The following is a 16,844-nucleotide window of genomic DNA, read 5'->3' as shown; positions in this document are numbered from 1 at the left end:
GCCTCTCGGCGGCCTTGCGAAAAACAAATCCAAGTTAGACCATTTCAAATGGTTCGATGTCTGCCCGGATGCGACACAACTGGTGTGTCCATCCTCGCAGTATCCGGTTCTCAAGGTGCACGCCTGCGCTGGTTCCCGGTTCCACCGGGCCGCGCGGCAAGGAGATATATTGCCAGACCGGAGGGGCCCCGGGGGCGGGAATCGCGCACTCCATATTTTGTTCACAAATGAATAGGTCCCTCAGTCGCATCACTGAGGTTAAAACTGAAGCATTGGCTTCTGATATTGGCGATGACCAGCTGTTTTATGTGTATTGAGACATCGGTCATCTCTGGAGCGCTACTTTACTCCAAAGGCATCAGTTATTTGTTTCCCATCGGTAAAAGGCGGGTTTTGTTCGCCAAGCGTTCTTATATATAGCTAGATACGGGTTCGAACCCGTGCACCGGCAACAAAAAAGACGGCCAACCGAAGTTGACCGTCTCAACAATCTTTGGGTGGGCCGTCAGGGGTTCAGCCTGCTTCGCAGGCGGCCGCTGCGGCGCTTTCGCGCCTTGCGCGCTGCGCTGGCAAACGCTCACGCGTTTACTCAGCTCCGCGCCCCGACGGGTTCGAACCCGTGCACCGGCAACAAAAAAGACGGCCAACCGAAGTTGACCGTCTCAACAATCTTTGGGTGGGCCGTCAGGGGTTCGAACCCTGGACCTTGGGATTAAAAGTCCCCTGCTCTGCCAGCTGAGCTAACGGCCCGCGGGTGGCATTGTACCACGGTCTGGGACTATTCCCAACTCCATTGGCCGTTCTGGAAAATCACAACTTCACGTCCATCAGGCGTAATGCCCGTAATATCGATGTCGTCCGTGCCGATCATAAAATCGACGTGCGTGCTCGAGACGTTAACGCCATGCTCCAGGAGCTCCTCCTTGGACATGTCATACCCACCCTCGATGCATTCGGGGAAACCGACACCTAGCGCGAGATGGCAGCTAGCGTTCTCGTCATAGAGCGTATCGTAGAACAGAACACCACTTTCGCGGATCGGCGTGTTCTTGGAAATGAGCGCGACCTCTCCCAGGTGAGCAGCGCCCTCGTCAGTATCGATGATACTTGCGAGCGTTGCCTTGCCCACGCGGGCGTCGTAGTCCACCACGCGGCCGCCCTCGAACTTAATCCAAAAATCTTCGACCTTATTGCCGTGATGGATGAGCGGCATGGCCGAGTACACGATACCGTCGGCGCGCATGCGATCGGGCGAAGTGAAGACTTCCTCGGTGGGAATGTTGGGGAAGAAGGGGTGCCCATCGGGCGTCTTGCCCTTGCCGCCGGCCCACTCGTGACCCTTCGTCATGCCAATCGTCAGATCGGTTCCATTTGCCGCGTTGTAATGCAGGTAGTCGAAACGATTGTCGTTCAGGAAACGCAGGTTCTTTTCGAATGCGGCGTCATGGAGTTCCCAGTCGCTCTCTGGGTCCTGGCCATCGGCGCGCGCGGTGTGCAGAATCGCATTCCACAGCTTATAGATTGCAACCTCATCGGCGTCTCCCGGGAACACCTCGTGCGCCCAAGCCACGACCGGAGCGCCGGCGATGCACCACGGATTGATGTTGTAATCCAGTCCACGGCGGAAAACTTTGCACTGCGTATTCCTCGCCTTTGATGCCGCGGCCGGCTTGGCTGGATCGATGCCCTTGAGGGCCGCAGGATCCGCACCCTCGATAAAGACAAAGCAGGCACCATCCTGGGCCAAGGAATCCAGCTGCATGCGCTTCCACTCGGGCGTCTGCTCAAAATAGCTTTTCTCGACATGCTCGTACGTGAGCCTCGTCACGGCATCATCGGCCCAAATGACCGTCACGTGGCCGGCGCCGGCAGCATAGGCCTCCGCGACCACCACGCGCGCAAACGGCGCGCACTCGACCGGAGACTGAACGACGACCTCCTGGCCGGGCTTGACGTTTACGCCCTTGCGGACGACCAGGCGCGCGTAGTTTTTAATCTTGGGCTCCAGGGCCTTCATGCCCTCCAGAGCCTCTTCGACCGTCAGGGCAGCTCGAATCATGTGCCACTCCATCTATCTATAGAACAGTAAAAAGGCGCGCCGCAAAAACGACGCGCCTTATATCTTAGCGATAAGTATGTATGCAAACGCTACTTCTTCTTGGAGTCCTTCTTGTCCTCCTCGGCAGCCGCGCGCTCAATAAGAGCGTTGAGCTTGTTCTCGGACATGCCCTCGGCCTGCGCGCGGTACATGTTGCGCAAGGGACGAATACGAGCGAAGTCATAGATAAAGTCGCCCAAAATGATGACGTAGGACAAAACAATGCCGACCATCTGGACAGGGCTGGACACCATGCCAGCGGGAGCGAAGTACAGCGAGGCCCAAATTGCCACGACGAGCACCATGCCAATGGCGAGCACAATCCACCAGATGCGACGGCGCTTGGTGTAGTCCTCGTCCTGCTTGAGGAGGATATTCGACACCGTATAGATGCGGTCCTCCTTGGCGCGCTGCTTAGCCTTGCGGGCGCGCTTCTCCTCTTTAGAGAGGCCCTCGAGGTTCTCGCCCTTCTCGAGCTCTTTGCGGCGTGCCTTAGACGAAGCCGGCACGACGCGAACGGAGCTCGCTGCTTGGCGGGCGGGCTTAGCAGATGCGGCAGACTTGCGCGCAACCCCGGTAACTTCGTGGGATTGCGTGCGCTTGTTCGTGGCGCTACGGGTACTCACTTATGCGTTCTCCTTCATGCTTGTGAACTGGGAGCCCGTGATGATCTGGAAGGCCTCGCGATAGCGCTCGGACGTGCCATCGATGACCTCGGCGGGCAGGTGCGGGGTCTCCCCCGTCATATCCCAGTTGGCCTTGAGCCAATTGCGGACGAATTGCTTGTCGTAGCTAGGCTGGATCTTGCCCTCCTCGTAGCTGGCAGCAGGCCAGAAACGGCTGGAGTCGGGCGTGAGGCACTCGTCGATCAGCGTGACCTTGCCATCGATGACACCAAACTCGAACTTGGTGTCGGCAATGATGATGCCACGGGTCGCGGCGTACTCGGCAGCGGCCTTGTAGATCTTGAGGGAAAGGTCACGAATCTGCGTGGCGATGTCCTCGCCCACGATCTCGCAGCAACGCTCGAACGAGATGTTCTCGTCGTGGCCACCGATCTCGGCCTTCGTGGACGGCGTGAACAACGGCTCGGGAAGCTTGGAAGCCTCGGTCAGGCCCTCAGGCAGCTGGATGCCGCAGACGGTGCCGTTCTCGTCGTAGGTCTTCTTGCCCGAACCGGTCAGATAGCCGCGGACGATGCACTCGATAGGAATCGTCTGGGCCTTCTTAACCAGCATGGCGCGGCCAGCGAGGTAGTCACGATACTCAGCAAACTCCTCGGGGAAATCCGCCGGGTCGATGGAAACGAGATGGTTGGGGACGATGTCGGCAAACTTATCGAACCAGAATGCCGAGATGCGATTGAGCACCTCTCCCTTAAACGGAATCTCGTCGGGAAGAATGAAGTCGAACGCAGAAATGCGGTCGGTGGCGACCATCAGCAGGTTTTCACCGGCATCGTAAATATCACGAACCTTGCCACGGGAATCCGGACGACGCTCCATCGTTGTCACGTGAGTCACTCCTTACCTAAATACGACAGAAATGCGGGTTCTTTCCCGCATGTTTTCGCAAACTCGGAGCGGCAGGGACGCGGCCCCTCCTTCACCGAATAGCGAAAAGCTAGTGCTCCATTGTAGTAGATGCCGCGTCCGCCGTGTGCTCGCGGGGCAGATGAATTGTAAAAGTCGTACCCTTTCCAAGCTCCGACTCCACGGATATGTAGCCATGGTGACGCTCGACGATCTGCTTGGTCACGGCGAGGCCGACGCCCAGGCCGCCAGCTTCGCGGGCGCGGCTGGCATCGGCGCGCCAAAACCGCCCGAAAATGCGCGACAGATCGTCCTTGGCAATACCGATGCCGGTATCAGAAACGGCAATGCTGACGTGCCTGCGGTCACTGAGCACCGACACCACGACCCAACCGCCCTCGGGGGTGTAGCGCATGGCGTTGCTCATGAGGTTGATAACACATTGCGTGATCATGTCGGGATCGGCCTCGACGACATCGTCGTGCCCTTGGGTTTCATCTGCAAAGCGAAGACGAAGGTCACGGTCGGCAAACAGACGCTCCTGGCCGTTCACAATCGATCGCACGAACGGAACCATGTCCACCGGTTCTAGATTGAGCGGAGCCGTGCTGTTTTCCATACGCGATAGGTCGAGCATCTGCTGCACCAGACGAGCCAGGCGACGCGTCTCGGAAGCAACGGTCTCCAAATGCTCATCGTCGGTGGGATACACGCCATCCTGCATGGCCTCGACCGTTGCGAGCATGGCCATAAGCGGCGTGCGAAGCTCGTGTGCAACGTCTGAGGTCAGGCGCTTCTCGTGTTTCATATCCTTCTCGAGCGAGGTGGCCATCTCATCGAAGGTCTCACCCAGCTGATCGATCTCGTCATCACCGCGCAGCCCCGTGCGAGCCGACAGGTCGCCGTCACGGATTTGCTTTGCGGTACTGGTGATGCGATGAATCGGTTTGGTGAGCATGCGCGACACGAGCGATCCGATAACGACCGAAATGCAGATTGCAACAACCGCGGCGAGGGCCATGGCGTTAAAGGTCTTCTCCCTAAACGCAGAGTCCGCCTTGGTGAGCAGAGCGTCGGAGCCGATGGCCCACAGCTTTACCTGTCCGACATGCTCGCCGGAAGACGTTACAATCTCGACGTTAGCAACGCTATCGGAGTCGGTTGGAGCAGACGAGACCGGGCTATGCGATGCCCTCTTGCCGCTCGTGTCGTCGGTCGTAGCCTGGTTTTCGCGTACATCGGCGGTGGCGCTTGCCGAGGGCCAGGAATCGTCATAAACGATCACACCCTTTTTATTGACGACCTGCATGCCCAGATCGTCGGAAACCAAACTCGACGTTGCGACCGTGCGCAGTTCTCCCGCGGTCCAAGAGCCGTTTTCCTCATATGAGGTCGCCAACTTCTCGGCAGCGGAATTTGCGATTTCGACGATATTGGAGCGTGTGTAATCCGAAAAGACCGTGCCCCACACAACAGAGACAACGCCCACCAGCACCAATACCGTCATGAGCGATGTCAGAGCAAAAGCAAGTGCCATGCGCGAGGGATAGCTCATCGTTGGCCGTGAATCGGAACGAGGCGTGTTCCAACTAGCCTTGGAACCCGCCTCGCTCTCCTGCTTGTGCTTTTGTCCGATTTCAAAGCGCGCAGGTGTCATATGTGATTTCCCTATTTCTCGTCCGACTTATCGGTCTTGGCCGGAGCCTCGAAGCGATAGCCGACACCATGGACGGTGTAGAGCCACTTGGGCTTCTTGGGATCATCGCCCAGCTTGGCGCGAAGATTCTTCACGTGGCTATCGATGGTGCGCTCATAGCCCTCAAAGTCATACCCGAGCACTTTCTCGACCAGCTCCATGCGGTTATACACACGGCCGGGATGGCGGGCAAGCGTGGTGAGCAGCTTGAACTCGGAAGCCGTCAGATCGACTTCCTTGCCCTCGACCAAGATCTTGTGGCCCGAGATATCGATGACCAGATCGCCGAAGTCGAGTACCTCGACGGCGGGCTCGTCGGCCTGATGGGCACGGCGGAACAGAGCGCGAACGCGGGCGACGAGCTCGCGCGGCGAGAACGGCTTAATCAGATAGTCGTCGGCGCCGAGCTCAAGACCGATAATACGGTCCTCGATCTCGCCCTTAGCCGTCAGCATGATGATGGGGACATCCGAGGTATCGCGAATGGTGCGGCAAACGCGCTCGCCGGGAATCTTGGGGAGCATAAGGTCGAGCACGACCAGGTCGAACTGATGCTTCTCGAACTCCTCGATCGCGGACTGGCCGTCGCCGACGCCCACAACCCAGTAGCCTTCGCGCTCGAGATAGGCAGCGACGGCGTCACGGATTGCCTTCTCATCCTCGACCAGCAGAATCTTTTTTGCATCTGAAGCCATAACACGGCCCCCCTGTCTCAATTAGCTAAGAACAAGCCCATTTTAACGCACCTGAGCCCGCCGGATGCCGCTATGACGCGGCAGCTCGGCGGGCGGTACTCACAATTACAACGCGTTTATTCCCCTGTTGGCGCCTTTTTAACCCCTCTAAGCTTAAAGAGAGAATAGGCGTGCAGTGACCGTCTCTGGTATACCCTGGCTGTTGCGCACCGTGGCGTACGTAAGGAATGAGTCCGACTTTCCCGCCGTAGCTGGATAATCGCCATACTCCAAAGCGCGGTCGGGCGACAGCAGCGAGCCATAGGTCTTGGCGGAGGTGTCGATCAGGAAATGCGACGCCTGTACCTTAACAAGGTATTTATTCTTCTTGCCAGCCGCACATGCAAGCGGCTCGCGGGACAGGAAGAGATACGGCCCTCCCTCATTACCGATATACGTGCCCATGTTGCCCAGGCTGCCCACGCCACTATAGGTCGCCTCGATAGAAAACACGAAGGTATCGCCCATATATACGGCCTCGAAAGGCGAGACTGACGAGGGAAGAACTAGCTGGGCACGTTTGGTGTTGTTGCCGTCGGTCAGATCGATTGCCGTTATGCCGTAGTAGACGCCCTCGTCGTTGCGGACACGCGGCGAGATGGTCAAAATGCCGTCGCTCGCGCGCGGGGCCGATGCAAAGCGGCCCGTCGATTTCCAAATTACCTCGGCCTTGGATTCATCAAGCGAGCGACGATAGCAAAACGAATCACTACTCGTTTTATTGCCGCCTGCCGAAGGCATTTTATACCAGATGACTGATGACCCGAACGCCGTGAACAGGGGCGGATCATAGTCCTTGCCACCTCGATCGAGCTCAACCACGTCGCCAGAGAGCGAAGCGCCCGACAGATTTTGAGCGTAGAGCTTCCACGATGAATTGGCAAAGTTCATCTCAACCCACGCGAATACGCCGTCGCCGGCACGGACATCGTAGAATGCGTATCCCGTGCCCTCGATAGGATCCTCGATTAATGTGGTAAGCGAGCCATCGCCCAGGTTGAGCACGCCGAGTGTGTTGGCGTGCAGTGCCGATGCGGGCGCCATCATCGCCGCGGCGTAATCGCCGTCGCAGTAGTACAGCAGCGTACCCAGAGGCAGCGTCCACGATGACGCCGGCTCAAGATCGATGTCGACAGCCTCATACTCATCCGTAATCGAGATGATTTTGGAATCGTCCTTGATAACCTGCGGCTCGCCGGCGGCATCATCGCTGGTACCCGTTTTTTTCGAGCATCCGGCAAGCACCGTGGCAGCGCCCGCGGCAGCCCCACCGAGTACAAAGCCGCGACGCGATATTCCGTTCTTGATGTGATCGGCGATACCCATTAGGCGATCTCGGCGCGAGCGGCCTCGATAGCGCGCGTAAGCTGGTCGGCGCAGGAGGTCTTTTTCATACCGCAGGTATTACCGGCGAGAACCTCGATTACGCGATCGGCGGGAGCGCCCTCGACCAGCTTGGAGATAGCCTTGAGATTGCCGTCGCAGCCGCCGGTAAACTCAACGCCCACCACCTTGTTGCCGTCATCGGAAAGGTCAAGGTGAATATTGCGAGCACACACGCCCTGAGGCTTGTAATCAAACGAAATCATGCGATCCCCTCTCAGAATGTTATTCGAGACGACTATTATCCCCGTCTTTCCCTAAATGCAACGAGGCGCTTTGCCGGCAACACACATTACCAGCAAAGCGCCCTAAAAAGCTAACGTTATGCCCGAACCTACTCGAAGCTCAGCTGCTCCAGACGATCAAAGACCGTGTCGATACGGGTGAGGAAGTCCCACGGATCAAAGATCTCGTCGAGCTTCTCCTGACTGACGGTGCAGCGCGGGTCGGCCTCGAGACGCTCCTTAAAGGTGGGGCCGGAGACACAATCCTGTACCTCGTGCCAGGTTGCCATAGCGTTCTCCTGCACAATGGCGTACGCGTCCTCGCGGGTGATGCCCGTGTCGACGAGGGCGAGCAGTACCTTGGAAGAGAAGATGAGGCCGCGGGTCTTATTGAGGTTGGCCATCATGCGGGCGGGATACAGCTGCAGGCCGTCGATAACGCGGATGAGGCACTGGAACATGTGGTCGAGGGCGATGAAGCTATCGGCCTGGGCGACGCGCTCGGCAGAGGAGTGCGAAATGTCACGCTCGTGCCACAGGGCGACGTTATCGAAGGCAACCTGGGCGTTGGACTTCACGACGCGCGACAGACCGCAGACTTTCTCCATGGTGATGGGGTTGCGCTTGTGCGGCATGGCTGAGCTGCCCTTTTGGCCCTTACGGAACGGCTCCTCGGCCTCGAGCGTATCGGTCTTCTGTAGATTGCGAACCTCGGTAGCGATGCGCTCACAGGTGGCCGCTGTAGTGGCAAGCACGCCGGCAAGGTAGGCATGGTGATCGCGGCTGATGACCTGCGTGGACAGGGGATCGTGGACCAGGCCCAGGTGCTCGCAGACGTACTCCTCGACGAACGGCTCGATGGAGCTGTACGTGCCGACAGCGCCCGAGATGGCACCGAAGGCAACATTCTTGCGGGCGTCCTCAAGACGATCCAGATCGCGCTTGAGCTCCCAGGCCCAAGAGCCAAACTTCATGCCGAAGGTCATCGGCTCGGCATGGATGCCATGAGTACGGCCGGCGCAGAGCGTGTTGCGCTCCTCAAAGGCGCGACGCTTGCAGATCTCGCCGAGTTTTTTGACGTCCTCGATGATCAGGTCGCAGGCCTGGGTGAGCTGGTAGCACAGGGCCGTGTCGCCCAGATCGGAGCTGGTCATGCCATAGTGAACCCAGCGGCTGGGCTTGGGGTCGCCCTCGGGAACATCGGCATCGATGTACTCCTTCATGTTGGTCAGGAAGGCAATGACGTCGTGGCGCGTGACTTCCTCGATCTCATCGACCTTCGCCTTCTCAAAGTTGGCATGGTCGCGGATCCACTGGGCCTCGTCTTTGGAAATACCGATCTTGCCGAGCTCCGCCTGGGCCTCGCAGGCCAAGACCTCGATCTCCTGCCAAATGGCGTACTTGTTCTCGAGGGAGAAAATGTGTCCCATCTCCGGGCGGGTATAGCGATCGATCATAGCGGCTCCTTTTTGGTTATTGGCACGTTGGTCGTAACCTATCCATTGTACCGTGCGCAGGTGCAAGTATGGGCAGCAGGCATTAACCTAACATTTTGGAATTGGAGCGAGCAACGGGACATCTGCGCATTTGCTTCGCAAATCCGCACCGGCTTCAGGCGAGCCCCTCAGCCTCACGAAGCCGCGGGGGAAGACTTTGTTGAATTGGCCGTCCCCATGTCTCCCGCACTCGATGGAGCGGGTAACGGGACATCCGCGTGTTTGCTTCGCAAATCCGCACCGGCTTCAGGCGCCTGTCGGCGCCTTCGCCTGCTCGCTACAAACGCTTCGCGTTTGCTTTACGCTCGCACCCTGTCGGGTTCGAGTCCCGGCGCTTTATTGAAAAAAGCACGGCACCGTAATGGTGCCGTGCTTGTGCTTCTAGCTGGAGCGGGCAACGGGACTCGAACCCGCGAGTGTCAGCTTGGGAAGCTGATGCCTTACCACTTGGCGATGCCCGCATATGTGGGGGATAGTATAACGCGGTTGTCTTGTTCGATACAAGGGTGGCGATGCTTGTTTTAGCTATGGAGATTCGTTTGAAAATCGCGTCAATTGTGGAGATGAGGACCTTTGACCTCCTGTTCTCCTTATCTTCTACCTGCGCTTTTGCTTGATTGTTGTATTTGAGCTCAATTTGTCAGGAATTGGGCAAGCTTTTGGTCAGGCTCCGGTACTTACCCGCATGAACCTCGGGGGTAGCCTCATCCTACGCGTCGCAGCCTCCCCGTGCGGCGCACGAGGGATAAGGAGCAGCCATGTCCAACGCACCCACGCACTCTGTCCACAGCGCAATCGCAACAGGTCCGCTGCTCCTGCTCCTCTTCCTGCTTTTCGGCTGCCTGGCACCGGGAGCCGCATTTGCCGTCGATGGCTACGACCAGCTCGGCTTCCGCACTATTAGCGATGATTGTGGGCCCTTCTTCATCGGCAAGTATGAAGCTCAAGACACCTCGATTGCCTACTGCATGAACCAGGAGCGCCCCGGCCCCACCAAACCGGGCGGCCCATGGCTCAACTTTGATCAAGGCTGGGTGTGGCTCGACGACGAGTTCGCGGCAATCGTTTGTCACGGATATCCCACCACCACGTCGTTTGGCGGTTACCATCTTTCACCCGATCGCGCCCGCGCCGCCACCCAGCTTGCCGTATGGATGCTCAACGGCACTACCCATGTCGACGGCACCTACTCCTACACGACCGCTCAGGGTAAAACCAAGAGCGGACACTTTACCGCCGACAATGAAGTCGTGGCGGCTGCGCGGTGGCTCCACGACAGCGCAAAATCAGGAAGCATCGAAGCCGCTCCGCACCGCGCGCGACGCTATCTAGGGGCCGTATCGGGCGGCAGCAAACGTCAAGACATGCTCTATGTACTGCCGGCGGTCTCTGTTTCCTTCAAAAAACAGTCTGCAAACGCCGCCATTACCAGCGGAAACAATACTTATCAGTTTGACGGGGCAACATTCGATATTTTTGAGAGCGCCAGCGGCGCGCATGTCGGCACCGTCCAGATGGACAGCAACGGTCGAGCGCAAGCAACACTTCTGCCCAACACGGCATACTACCTAGTTGAAACGAAGGCGCCGGCCGGCTATGTCCCCCGCCACGATCGTATTGCCTTTACCACGGGGAATGACGGCGGGCGGGTCGCCATTGATGAACAGCCCGGCACCATCAACCTGCGTATCGTAAAACTCGATGCCGCGACGAATGCCGGCCACCAGGTGGGAGCTTCGCTCGCAGGAGCAGAGTTCACGTGTGTGTCGCAATCAACCCCTGGATGGGCACAAATCCTCACGACCGACGAAAGCGGTCGGGCCACCCTCGCCGATGTCCCCTTAGGAACCTTTACCATCTACGAATCAAAAGCCCCCGAGGGCTACCTGCCATCCAACGACAGCTGGACCTATACCGTTGGAGCCGACCAGCTCGGCGATTCAGGCGTGGTCGAGATCGAATCTCGCGTTTCCGATATCCCCATTGCGTTTAACCTTGAGATTTCCAAATTCAAGGATTACGGCAATAGCGACCAATCCGGCCTGGAGCAGCCGGCGGGTGGTGTTGTCTTTGAGGTTGTCAGCAACAGCTCTCAGCAGGTTGTTGGCACACTGACCACAAACATCTATGGCTTTGCCTCCACCGAAGATCAGCCCGAAGCATGGTTCGGCACAGGCAAGCGACCCGCCGGTGTCCACGGAGCCGTCCCATACGACCGTGCCGGCTACACGGTTCGTGAGGTTCCGGAAACCGTCCCCGAGGGTTTTAAACGTGCAGGGGAATGGACCGTCGGGGCAAATCAGATTTCCGACGGCGCCGAGCTTCAATATATCGTGGACAACCACGCTCTGTCGACGCATCTCCAGATTGTAAAACGCGATGCCCAAACAGGCGCTTCTGTTCCCCTAGCCGGATTCACCTTCCAACTCCTCGACAGCAATCACGAACCTGTCTCACAAACTTGCTGGTATCCAGCACATAACGTAATGGACACCTTTACGACTGACGCGACCGGGACCGTCACACTGCCAGAATCGCTCGTGCCGGGCACCTATTATGTACGCGAAACCTCGGCCAAAGAGCCCTATCTTGTCAGCGAAGAAATCGAGGTAAACATACCCGCCGACATGAACCTAACGCCCGTTGCAATCGCCTCGTATTATGACCGCGCCGCGACCGGAAATATCAGGATCGTTAAAACCGATGCCGTAGACGGCAGCAGCCTCGCGGGCGCCATCTTTGAGATCCGTGCCTCGGGTGATATCGTGCGCCCCGACGGTAGCATTGCCGCACTCGACGGTGAGACTGTCGCTACCGTCACGACGGATGAAACTGGAGAAGCACGCGCGGACAACCTCCCACTGGGATCTGGCACCGCACGCTACGAGGTTGTCGAGACTCAAGCGCCGGCAGGCTTCTTGCTCGATCAGACAACCCATATTGTCGACCTTACTTATGCCGACCAGAAAACACCCGTTGTAGAAGCACGGCTTAACGTATCCGACGATTACACCAAGGTTGATATCTCCAAGGTCGATGCAAGCGGTGAGCAGGAAGTAGAAGGCGCACGGCTCACCTTATATGGTCCCGATAAAACCGAAATAGACTCCTGGACCTCATCCGACAAGCCACACCGCGTCGAACATCTTGCACCCGGCACCTACTCGTTGCGCGAAATGATGTCTCCGCGGACCTATGACCTTGCCGAGGAGATAACGTTTGAAATAAAGGATACGGGAGAAGTCCAATCCGTCGCGATGAAGGATGCGCCCATCGAGATCAAGGGGCAGGTCGACAAGCGTCAGGAACTTGTCCAACCTATCGAAAAGGGCCTGTTGGCTAACGGCGATGGTAAAAACCGTGCCGCGATGCAAACCAATACGGATGGGCTTTTCTCCTATACCATCGACGCTCGAAACGATTCAACTACCTGGGTTGATGAGTTTACAATTACCGATGATCTTGAGTGTGCCGAGGACGATACGGCGAGATTCGTCTCAATCGAAACCCCCGTCGCCATCGGCGACCTCAACGGTCTGTGCAACGTGTGGTATCGCACGACGCCGTTGGACTCGACAGACGTCGATGAGCCGGCAAACGCGACACTTGACGATGGGCACGAAAATCCTTGGCTTGAGTCCGACGAAGTAAAGGAAAGTCTGGGTGAGGATTGCCGCCTCGTCGATTACGACGGCTGGCACCTCTGGAAGGCGGATGTCTCGACCACGGAATCCACCACACTCGAGGCGAAAGAACTCGACCTTGCGTCCAATACCGTCGTAACGGGCATTCGCATTGAATACGGTGCGGTAGCCGCCGGCTTTACGACTCGAAGCGATGCGGATTCTTGGACCCGCGATGATCTCAAAGATGAGCACGACGACCTTGACGATGCCAAAGCAATCCTTGGCACAGACGCTCGGGGCGCAATCGTGCACATGCAGGCGACGTCGGCTTATACGCCCCAAACCGCACTCACCAACAGCGCGCGCGTCGATCTTTGCCGCAATGGTGGCGGCGATAAACTTGAGTCACATGACGAGGACAGCGTTATTCAACGCTGTACCCTACCGCAGGACCTACCGGCAACAGGATCAGTTCCCATCGCCGCTTGCATCACCGCGCTCCTGACCTCGGGTGCCGCAGCCCTATGGTTCGCTCGCCTTAGGTCGATCCCAAAGAAGCGCTAGCGCGATGAAAAAGCGGGCGAGCCAGTCCCCTGGCTCACCCGCTTTCAATCATGTAAATCGCCGTATCTACTCTGCAGACGAAGATCCACCATCAACGATTGCCTGCTCGGACTCAGGAATCCCATCGGCACCCGTACTCTGTTCTTGCTCCACCTCTTCGCTGATTGCGGAGGCGGGGGTCGAGCCCTTTGCACCCACGATGTAGGCAGCCCCAAATCCTAACGCAATGGCAATCAAGGTCAAAATCACGTAGACAGGCCAATGGCGCTTAATATACGAAAACACGTTGACTCCTTAGAGCTCCGTCTACGAACGGCGGATAACCTCGGTCACGACCTCGGATACCGTAGCAATGTTCGTCGGGTTGACATTGTGGGGCAGGTCGTCCTCGGTACGAGCGCAAGCCAGACGCGTGCCGTCCACGCCGGCGATAGTGAGGGCTCGGCGGCTCGCCTCGAGCGCGGCATAGGCATCGGTCTTGGCATAGGGCATCTCGAGCGCGCCACAATCGACATGGAACGACTTGCACACCTTGCTGACCAGGTTCATGATGCGGCGATCGCCCTTGAGCAGCTGCTGTTCGCCCTCAACCGTCACCACCGAAAGCCTACCGGCGCCGACGGATTCAAGATTGATAAAGAATACGCCGCGGAGCTTATCGCGATGCGAAGCCAAGAAGGCCTTCATGCCGGCGCCATCACAATCCGAGGCGCCCGTTGCCACAAACCAGATATCGTGACCGAGCAGCTCATCATCGCCCATAGAGGCGACAGCCGAGAGCATATCTTCGGAAGAAGCGCCGTCGGAAGACGTAGCGCCGCCCTTCCAGCCATCGTTATCGTCCTCGAAATTATCCCACGAACCGATGCCGCGACCGGACTTCTTGGCATCGTAATCGTCTTCGACGCCCAGCCAGTCACTCATGCTGTCCTGCTCGTTTTTCTTTTTACGACCTAACAGACCGCCCAGGCCGCGCTTACGAGACTTGGGTGCCGCCGGGGCGGGAGCTGAAATGGTCTCGATCGGCTGCGCGCTCGACGCAACGGGCATAGGAGGCGCAACGGGTGCCGATGTGGGTTCGGGACCTTGGGCGGTAGCAAAGGGGTCGTTGACCTGGGCAGAGGGATCGGGAAGGTCGAACAGCGACGTGCGAGACGCAACGTTTGCCTGCTTCATAGACGGCAGCGACGGATCGGGGACCGAAGCCAGCGGAGACGAGGAAGGTGCAGGCGACGGTGCCGACGCCGGATCGGGAACATTCATCTGCGGACGCGGCGATGCCTGCGAGGAAATCTGGGCCATAAGGGAATCGACCGTTTCGTCCTGGGTGGGAGCAACATTGGCAACCGTGGCACCGGAACCACTCGGGGTCGGCATGGTGAAAATCTGCGTGGAGTAAGGCCTCGACTCATCCGTCTCGGGAGTCTCGGAAACCGCAGACACTTCCTCCTGCTCGACCTCGGTCGAATCATCTTGCTCGGCTGCCGCGTACTGCTCTTCGTCAGAGTTGGCCTCGACGGGCTCGTCCTCGGCAGCATCCTGAATTTCGGCAGCATCAATGGGCTCGTCATCGTCCACCGCGTCGCCCTGCTCATCGGACACAGGAAGGGGCTCGGCAATCGCGGTGCCCTGCTTTTCAAACGTTATCGTGGAATCGAACTGCGCAGCATCAAACGACATGGTGCTATCGACGTGCTGCTGAGCCTCGAAAGACGTTGTCGCCTCAACAACATCCGCGGACGTCGGTTGCTGGGACTCAAAGGACGTTGTAGCTTCGGCGGCGTCGACGGGCACGGACTGCATAGCCTCGTTCTGCTCAAACTCTTGCGCCGCGCGCTCACGTGCCGCCTCGGCTGCCTGCTGCTGAGCGATAGCCTCCTGCTCGGCAGCCTCGCGTGCGGCAGCGCGCTTCTCCTCGAAATCGTCGACAAATTTCCTGCCCTTTGCAAGCGCACCCTTAAAGAAGCTGGAAGCGCTGGCGCCAATCGAAGAGAACGCGGATGCAATATCGGCATGGGGCGTTGCCGCGGGAATCTCGGCAGAGAAATCAGTATCGCTCTCGTAAGACACACGCCTCGGCTGTTCAACGTAATCGTCGTCAGACTCGTCCGCAACGTCTTGCGCCGGCGTGGCGGGAGCCAAAATGTCCAGTCCTGCCGCGGGATCGATCGCGGACACCGCCTCGGGCTCGGCAACGGCAGCGGTAACCGCGGCAGACTCATCATCCGCAGTGACAACGGGCGCAGGCTCGGGCTCAAACGTCGGCTCCTCGCCCTCCTCGTAATCGAGCGTGCAGGACTCGGGAAGCATTCCGAGCGCACGGATGGCATCCGAACCAAAGCGGATGTTGCCGGCGGCATTGCGATAGAGCCTGGGCTCGGGCTCGGCCGCGACAGGCTCCTCCACCGGCTCGGCAGCGGAAACCTCGTCATTGAACTCTTCAGCCTGGACAGCCTGATTCTGATCCTCGGGCACGATGGCGCCAATCAGCGTCTCGTCGGCAGACGCACCCTCAAAGCCCTCGATCTGCTCGTCGAAAGCCTCACCCTGTTCGGGTTCGGTCTGAGTGTCGGGAGCAATCGGCTGACCGAACTCGTCCTCGGCGTAGGTAGGCTCTTCGTACTCGATGGTGTTACCGTAGTCGTTTTGCTGCTGGGCCGCGGCATACTCCGCCGCTGCACGCGCCATTTCCTCGGCACGACGCTCTTGCTCCCCAAAATAGGTATCGAACGGAACATCGTCGGGAAACTCGTTTTCACCCTGGAAGGGAGCAACGTTGTCCATAACGCCGAGCATAGCGGCGACAGAAGACTTGTTGCACACCGCGCCGGACGTATAGGGAAGAATATGGCGGTTAGAGATGATGTTTGCCGCGTTGGCAAGTGCAACGAGGGAAGCGAGGATCGCGACAATCCACAGCAGAACCTTGAGCGCGCCGGGGAGCGGCAGGATACGCAGGATGGCAACGGCAGCGGGGGCAACCGTGGCAACGGGCAACAGCTTGGCGATGAGCGCACGATACGAAGCATAGGGCTCGCGGGCGAGCAGCTCAGCACGGGGAGAGTCGTAGTGTGCGACAACGACCACCGGGCGGTTACGCGGGGACGCGAGCGGGCCCGAGGCCTTGTGGTAGGCGATGACATTTTGGCTCACGCCCGTCTTGCCCAGACGCGAAACCACGGGGTGGCCCGTGCGCTCGAGCACGTAAAGAACGGCGCCGACAATAGCCAGCAAGGTGCCGACCAAGCCGATACCGGCGCCGATGCCCATCAGCAGGGCGCCGGCAAACGCAAGAATACCGGTAACGGCAAATGCCAATCTACTGGGCGCCGGGGCATTGAACTCCTGAACCTCGGGATCAAAGCCGTGGTTGCGGAAGATCTGAGCGATATCCTCGGCAGCCAAGCGCTCTTCTTCGCTGCATGCCGGCGTAATGCCGGTGTTCTGCAGCAGGTGGTTAATATAGTTCTGGGTGTTCGCCATGTGCGCTC

12 protein-coding genes and 2 tRNA genes are annotated in these 16,844 nt (G+C 58.5%); 2 read left to right on the top strand and 12 right to left on the bottom strand.

The genetic code is table 11. The features are described from left to right. A partial coding sequence (locus tag AB5750_RS07565; RefSeq protein WP_271740987.1) for a hypothetical protein occupies positions 1-235 on the top strand: 235 nt, incomplete at its 5' end. 442 nt (positions 236-677) lie between these two features. Here AB5750_RS07565 and AB5750_RS07560 read toward each other — a convergent pair. From AB5750_RS07560 to AB5750_RS07515, 10 genes are all read right to left on the bottom strand, one after another. Then, positions 678-750 (bottom strand) — tRNA-Lys (locus AB5750_RS07560). 28 nt (positions 751-778) lie between these two features. After that, positions 779-2,059 carry an aminopeptidase gene (locus AB5750_RS07555; RefSeq protein WP_161155894.1) on the bottom strand — a complete coding sequence of 427 codons (1,281 nt, stop codon included), beginning with the start codon at positions 2,057-2,059 and terminating at the stop codon, positions 779-781. 89 nt (positions 2,060-2,148) lie between these two features. Beyond that, entirely contained in the window at positions 2,149-2,724 is a 576-nt protein-coding gene (locus AB5750_RS07550) for an ABC-2 transporter permease (protein ID WP_022093792.1), read from the bottom strand. Continuing rightward, the gene (locus tag AB5750_RS07545; RefSeq protein ID WP_238022930.1) at positions 2,725-3,603 is read right to left on the bottom strand and encodes a phosphoribosylaminoimidazolesuccinocarboxamide synthase; all 879 of its coding nucleotides are present in this window, start codon (positions 3,601-3,603) and stop codon (positions 2,725-2,727) included. A 118-nt stretch (positions 3,604-3,721) separates the two neighbouring features. After that, positions 3,722-5,287 (bottom strand): sensor histidine kinase, encoded by a 1,566-nt coding sequence (locus tag AB5750_RS07540; protein ID WP_035136482.1) that lies wholly within the window; start codon positions 5,285-5,287, stop codon positions 3,722-3,724. An 11-nt stretch (positions 5,288-5,298) separates the two neighbouring features. After that, positions 5,299-6,021 (bottom strand): response regulator, encoded by a 723-nt coding sequence (locus AB5750_RS07535; protein WP_006236208.1) that lies wholly within the window; start codon positions 6,019-6,021, stop codon positions 5,299-5,301. Between the two features lie 153 nt (positions 6,022-6,174). Beyond that, entirely contained in the window at positions 6,175-7,386 is a 1,212-nt protein-coding gene (locus tag AB5750_RS07530) for a twin-arginine translocation signal domain-containing protein (RefSeq protein WP_161115614.1), read from the bottom strand. Then, the gene (locus AB5750_RS07525) at positions 7,386-7,649 is read right to left on the bottom strand and encodes a TIGR03905 family TSCPD domain-containing protein (RefSeq protein ID WP_161115613.1); all 264 of its coding nucleotides are present in this window, start codon (positions 7,647-7,649) and stop codon (positions 7,386-7,388) included. The genes AB5750_RS07530 and AB5750_RS07525 overlap by 1 nt, the downstream gene beginning before the upstream one ends. 128 nt (positions 7,650-7,777) lie before the next feature. Next, entirely contained in the window at positions 7,778-9,124 is a 1,347-nt protein-coding gene (gene purB, locus AB5750_RS07520) for an adenylosuccinate lyase (RefSeq protein ID WP_055251306.1), read from the bottom strand. Between the two features lie 425 nt (positions 9,125-9,549). After that, positions 9,550-9,624: transfer RNA gene (locus tag AB5750_RS07515), tRNA-Gly, on the bottom strand. A 297-nt stretch (positions 9,625-9,921) separates the two neighbouring features. Here AB5750_RS07515 and AB5750_RS07510 point away from each other — a divergent pair. After that, positions 9,922-13,353 carry a SpaA isopeptide-forming pilin-related protein gene (locus AB5750_RS07510; protein WP_368145933.1) on the top strand — a complete coding sequence of 1,144 codons (3,432 nt, stop codon included), beginning with the start codon at positions 9,922-9,924 and terminating at the stop codon, positions 13,351-13,353. Positions 13,354-13,419: 66 nt separating this feature from the next. Here the strand turns inward: AB5750_RS07510 and AB5750_RS07505 are convergent, their stop codons facing one another. Both AB5750_RS07505 and AB5750_RS07500 read right to left on the bottom strand, forming a co-directional pair. Further along, positions 13,420-13,638 carry a hypothetical protein gene (locus tag AB5750_RS07505; RefSeq protein WP_022094153.1) on the bottom strand — a complete coding sequence of 73 codons (219 nt, stop codon included), beginning with the start codon at positions 13,636-13,638 and terminating at the stop codon, positions 13,420-13,422. A gap of 21 nt (positions 13,639-13,659) precedes the next feature. Further along, positions 13,660-16,836: a hypothetical protein gene (locus tag AB5750_RS07500; RefSeq protein WP_368145934.1), complete on the bottom strand. Its 3,177-nt coding sequence runs from the start codon at positions 16,834-16,836 to the stop codon at positions 13,660-13,662. Positions 16,837-16,844 lie beyond the last annotated feature (8 nt).

Origin of the sequence: Collinsella aerofaciens, assembly GCF_040926185.1 — a bacterium.
GTDB classification, from domain to species: Bacteria; Actinomycetota; Coriobacteriia; order Coriobacteriales; family Coriobacteriaceae; genus Collinsella; species Collinsella aerofaciens_BC.
Note: the sequence above shows the minus strand (reverse complement) of the source record. Positions and strands in the feature narration are given on the sequence as shown.

Coding starts and splice junctions, on each gene's coding strand:
- AB5750_RS07540 (WP_035136482.1), bottom strand. CDS start 5,287: ATGACACCTGCGCGCTTTGAAATCGGACAAAAGCACAAGCAGGAGAGC.
- AB5750_RS07555 (WP_161155894.1), bottom strand. CDS start 2,059: ATGATTCGAGCTGCCCTGACGGTCGAAGAGGCTCTGGAGGGCATGAAG.
- purB (WP_055251306.1), bottom strand. CDS start 9,124: ATGATCGATCGCTATACCCGCCCGGAGATGGGACACATTTTCTCCCTC.
- AB5750_RS07510 (WP_368145933.1), top strand. CDS start 9,922: ATGTCCAACGCACCCACGCACTCTGTCCACAGCGCAATCGCAACAGGT.
- AB5750_RS07500 (WP_368145934.1), bottom strand. CDS start 16,836: ATGGCGAACACCCAGAACTATATTAACCACCTGCTGCAGAACACCGGC.
- AB5750_RS07545 (WP_238022930.1), bottom strand. CDS start 3,603: ATGGAGCGTCGTCCGGATTCCCGTGGCAAGGTTCGTGATATTTACGAT.
- AB5750_RS07535 (WP_006236208.1), bottom strand. CDS start 6,021: ATGGCTTCAGATGCAAAAAAGATTCTGCTGGTCGAGGATGAGAAGGCA.
- AB5750_RS07525 (WP_161115613.1), bottom strand. CDS start 7,649: ATGATTTCGTTTGATTACAAGCCTCAGGGCGTGTGTGCTCGCAATATT.
- AB5750_RS07530 (WP_161115614.1), bottom strand. CDS start 7,386: ATGGGTATCGCCGATCACATCAAGAACGGAATATCGCGTCGCGGCTTT.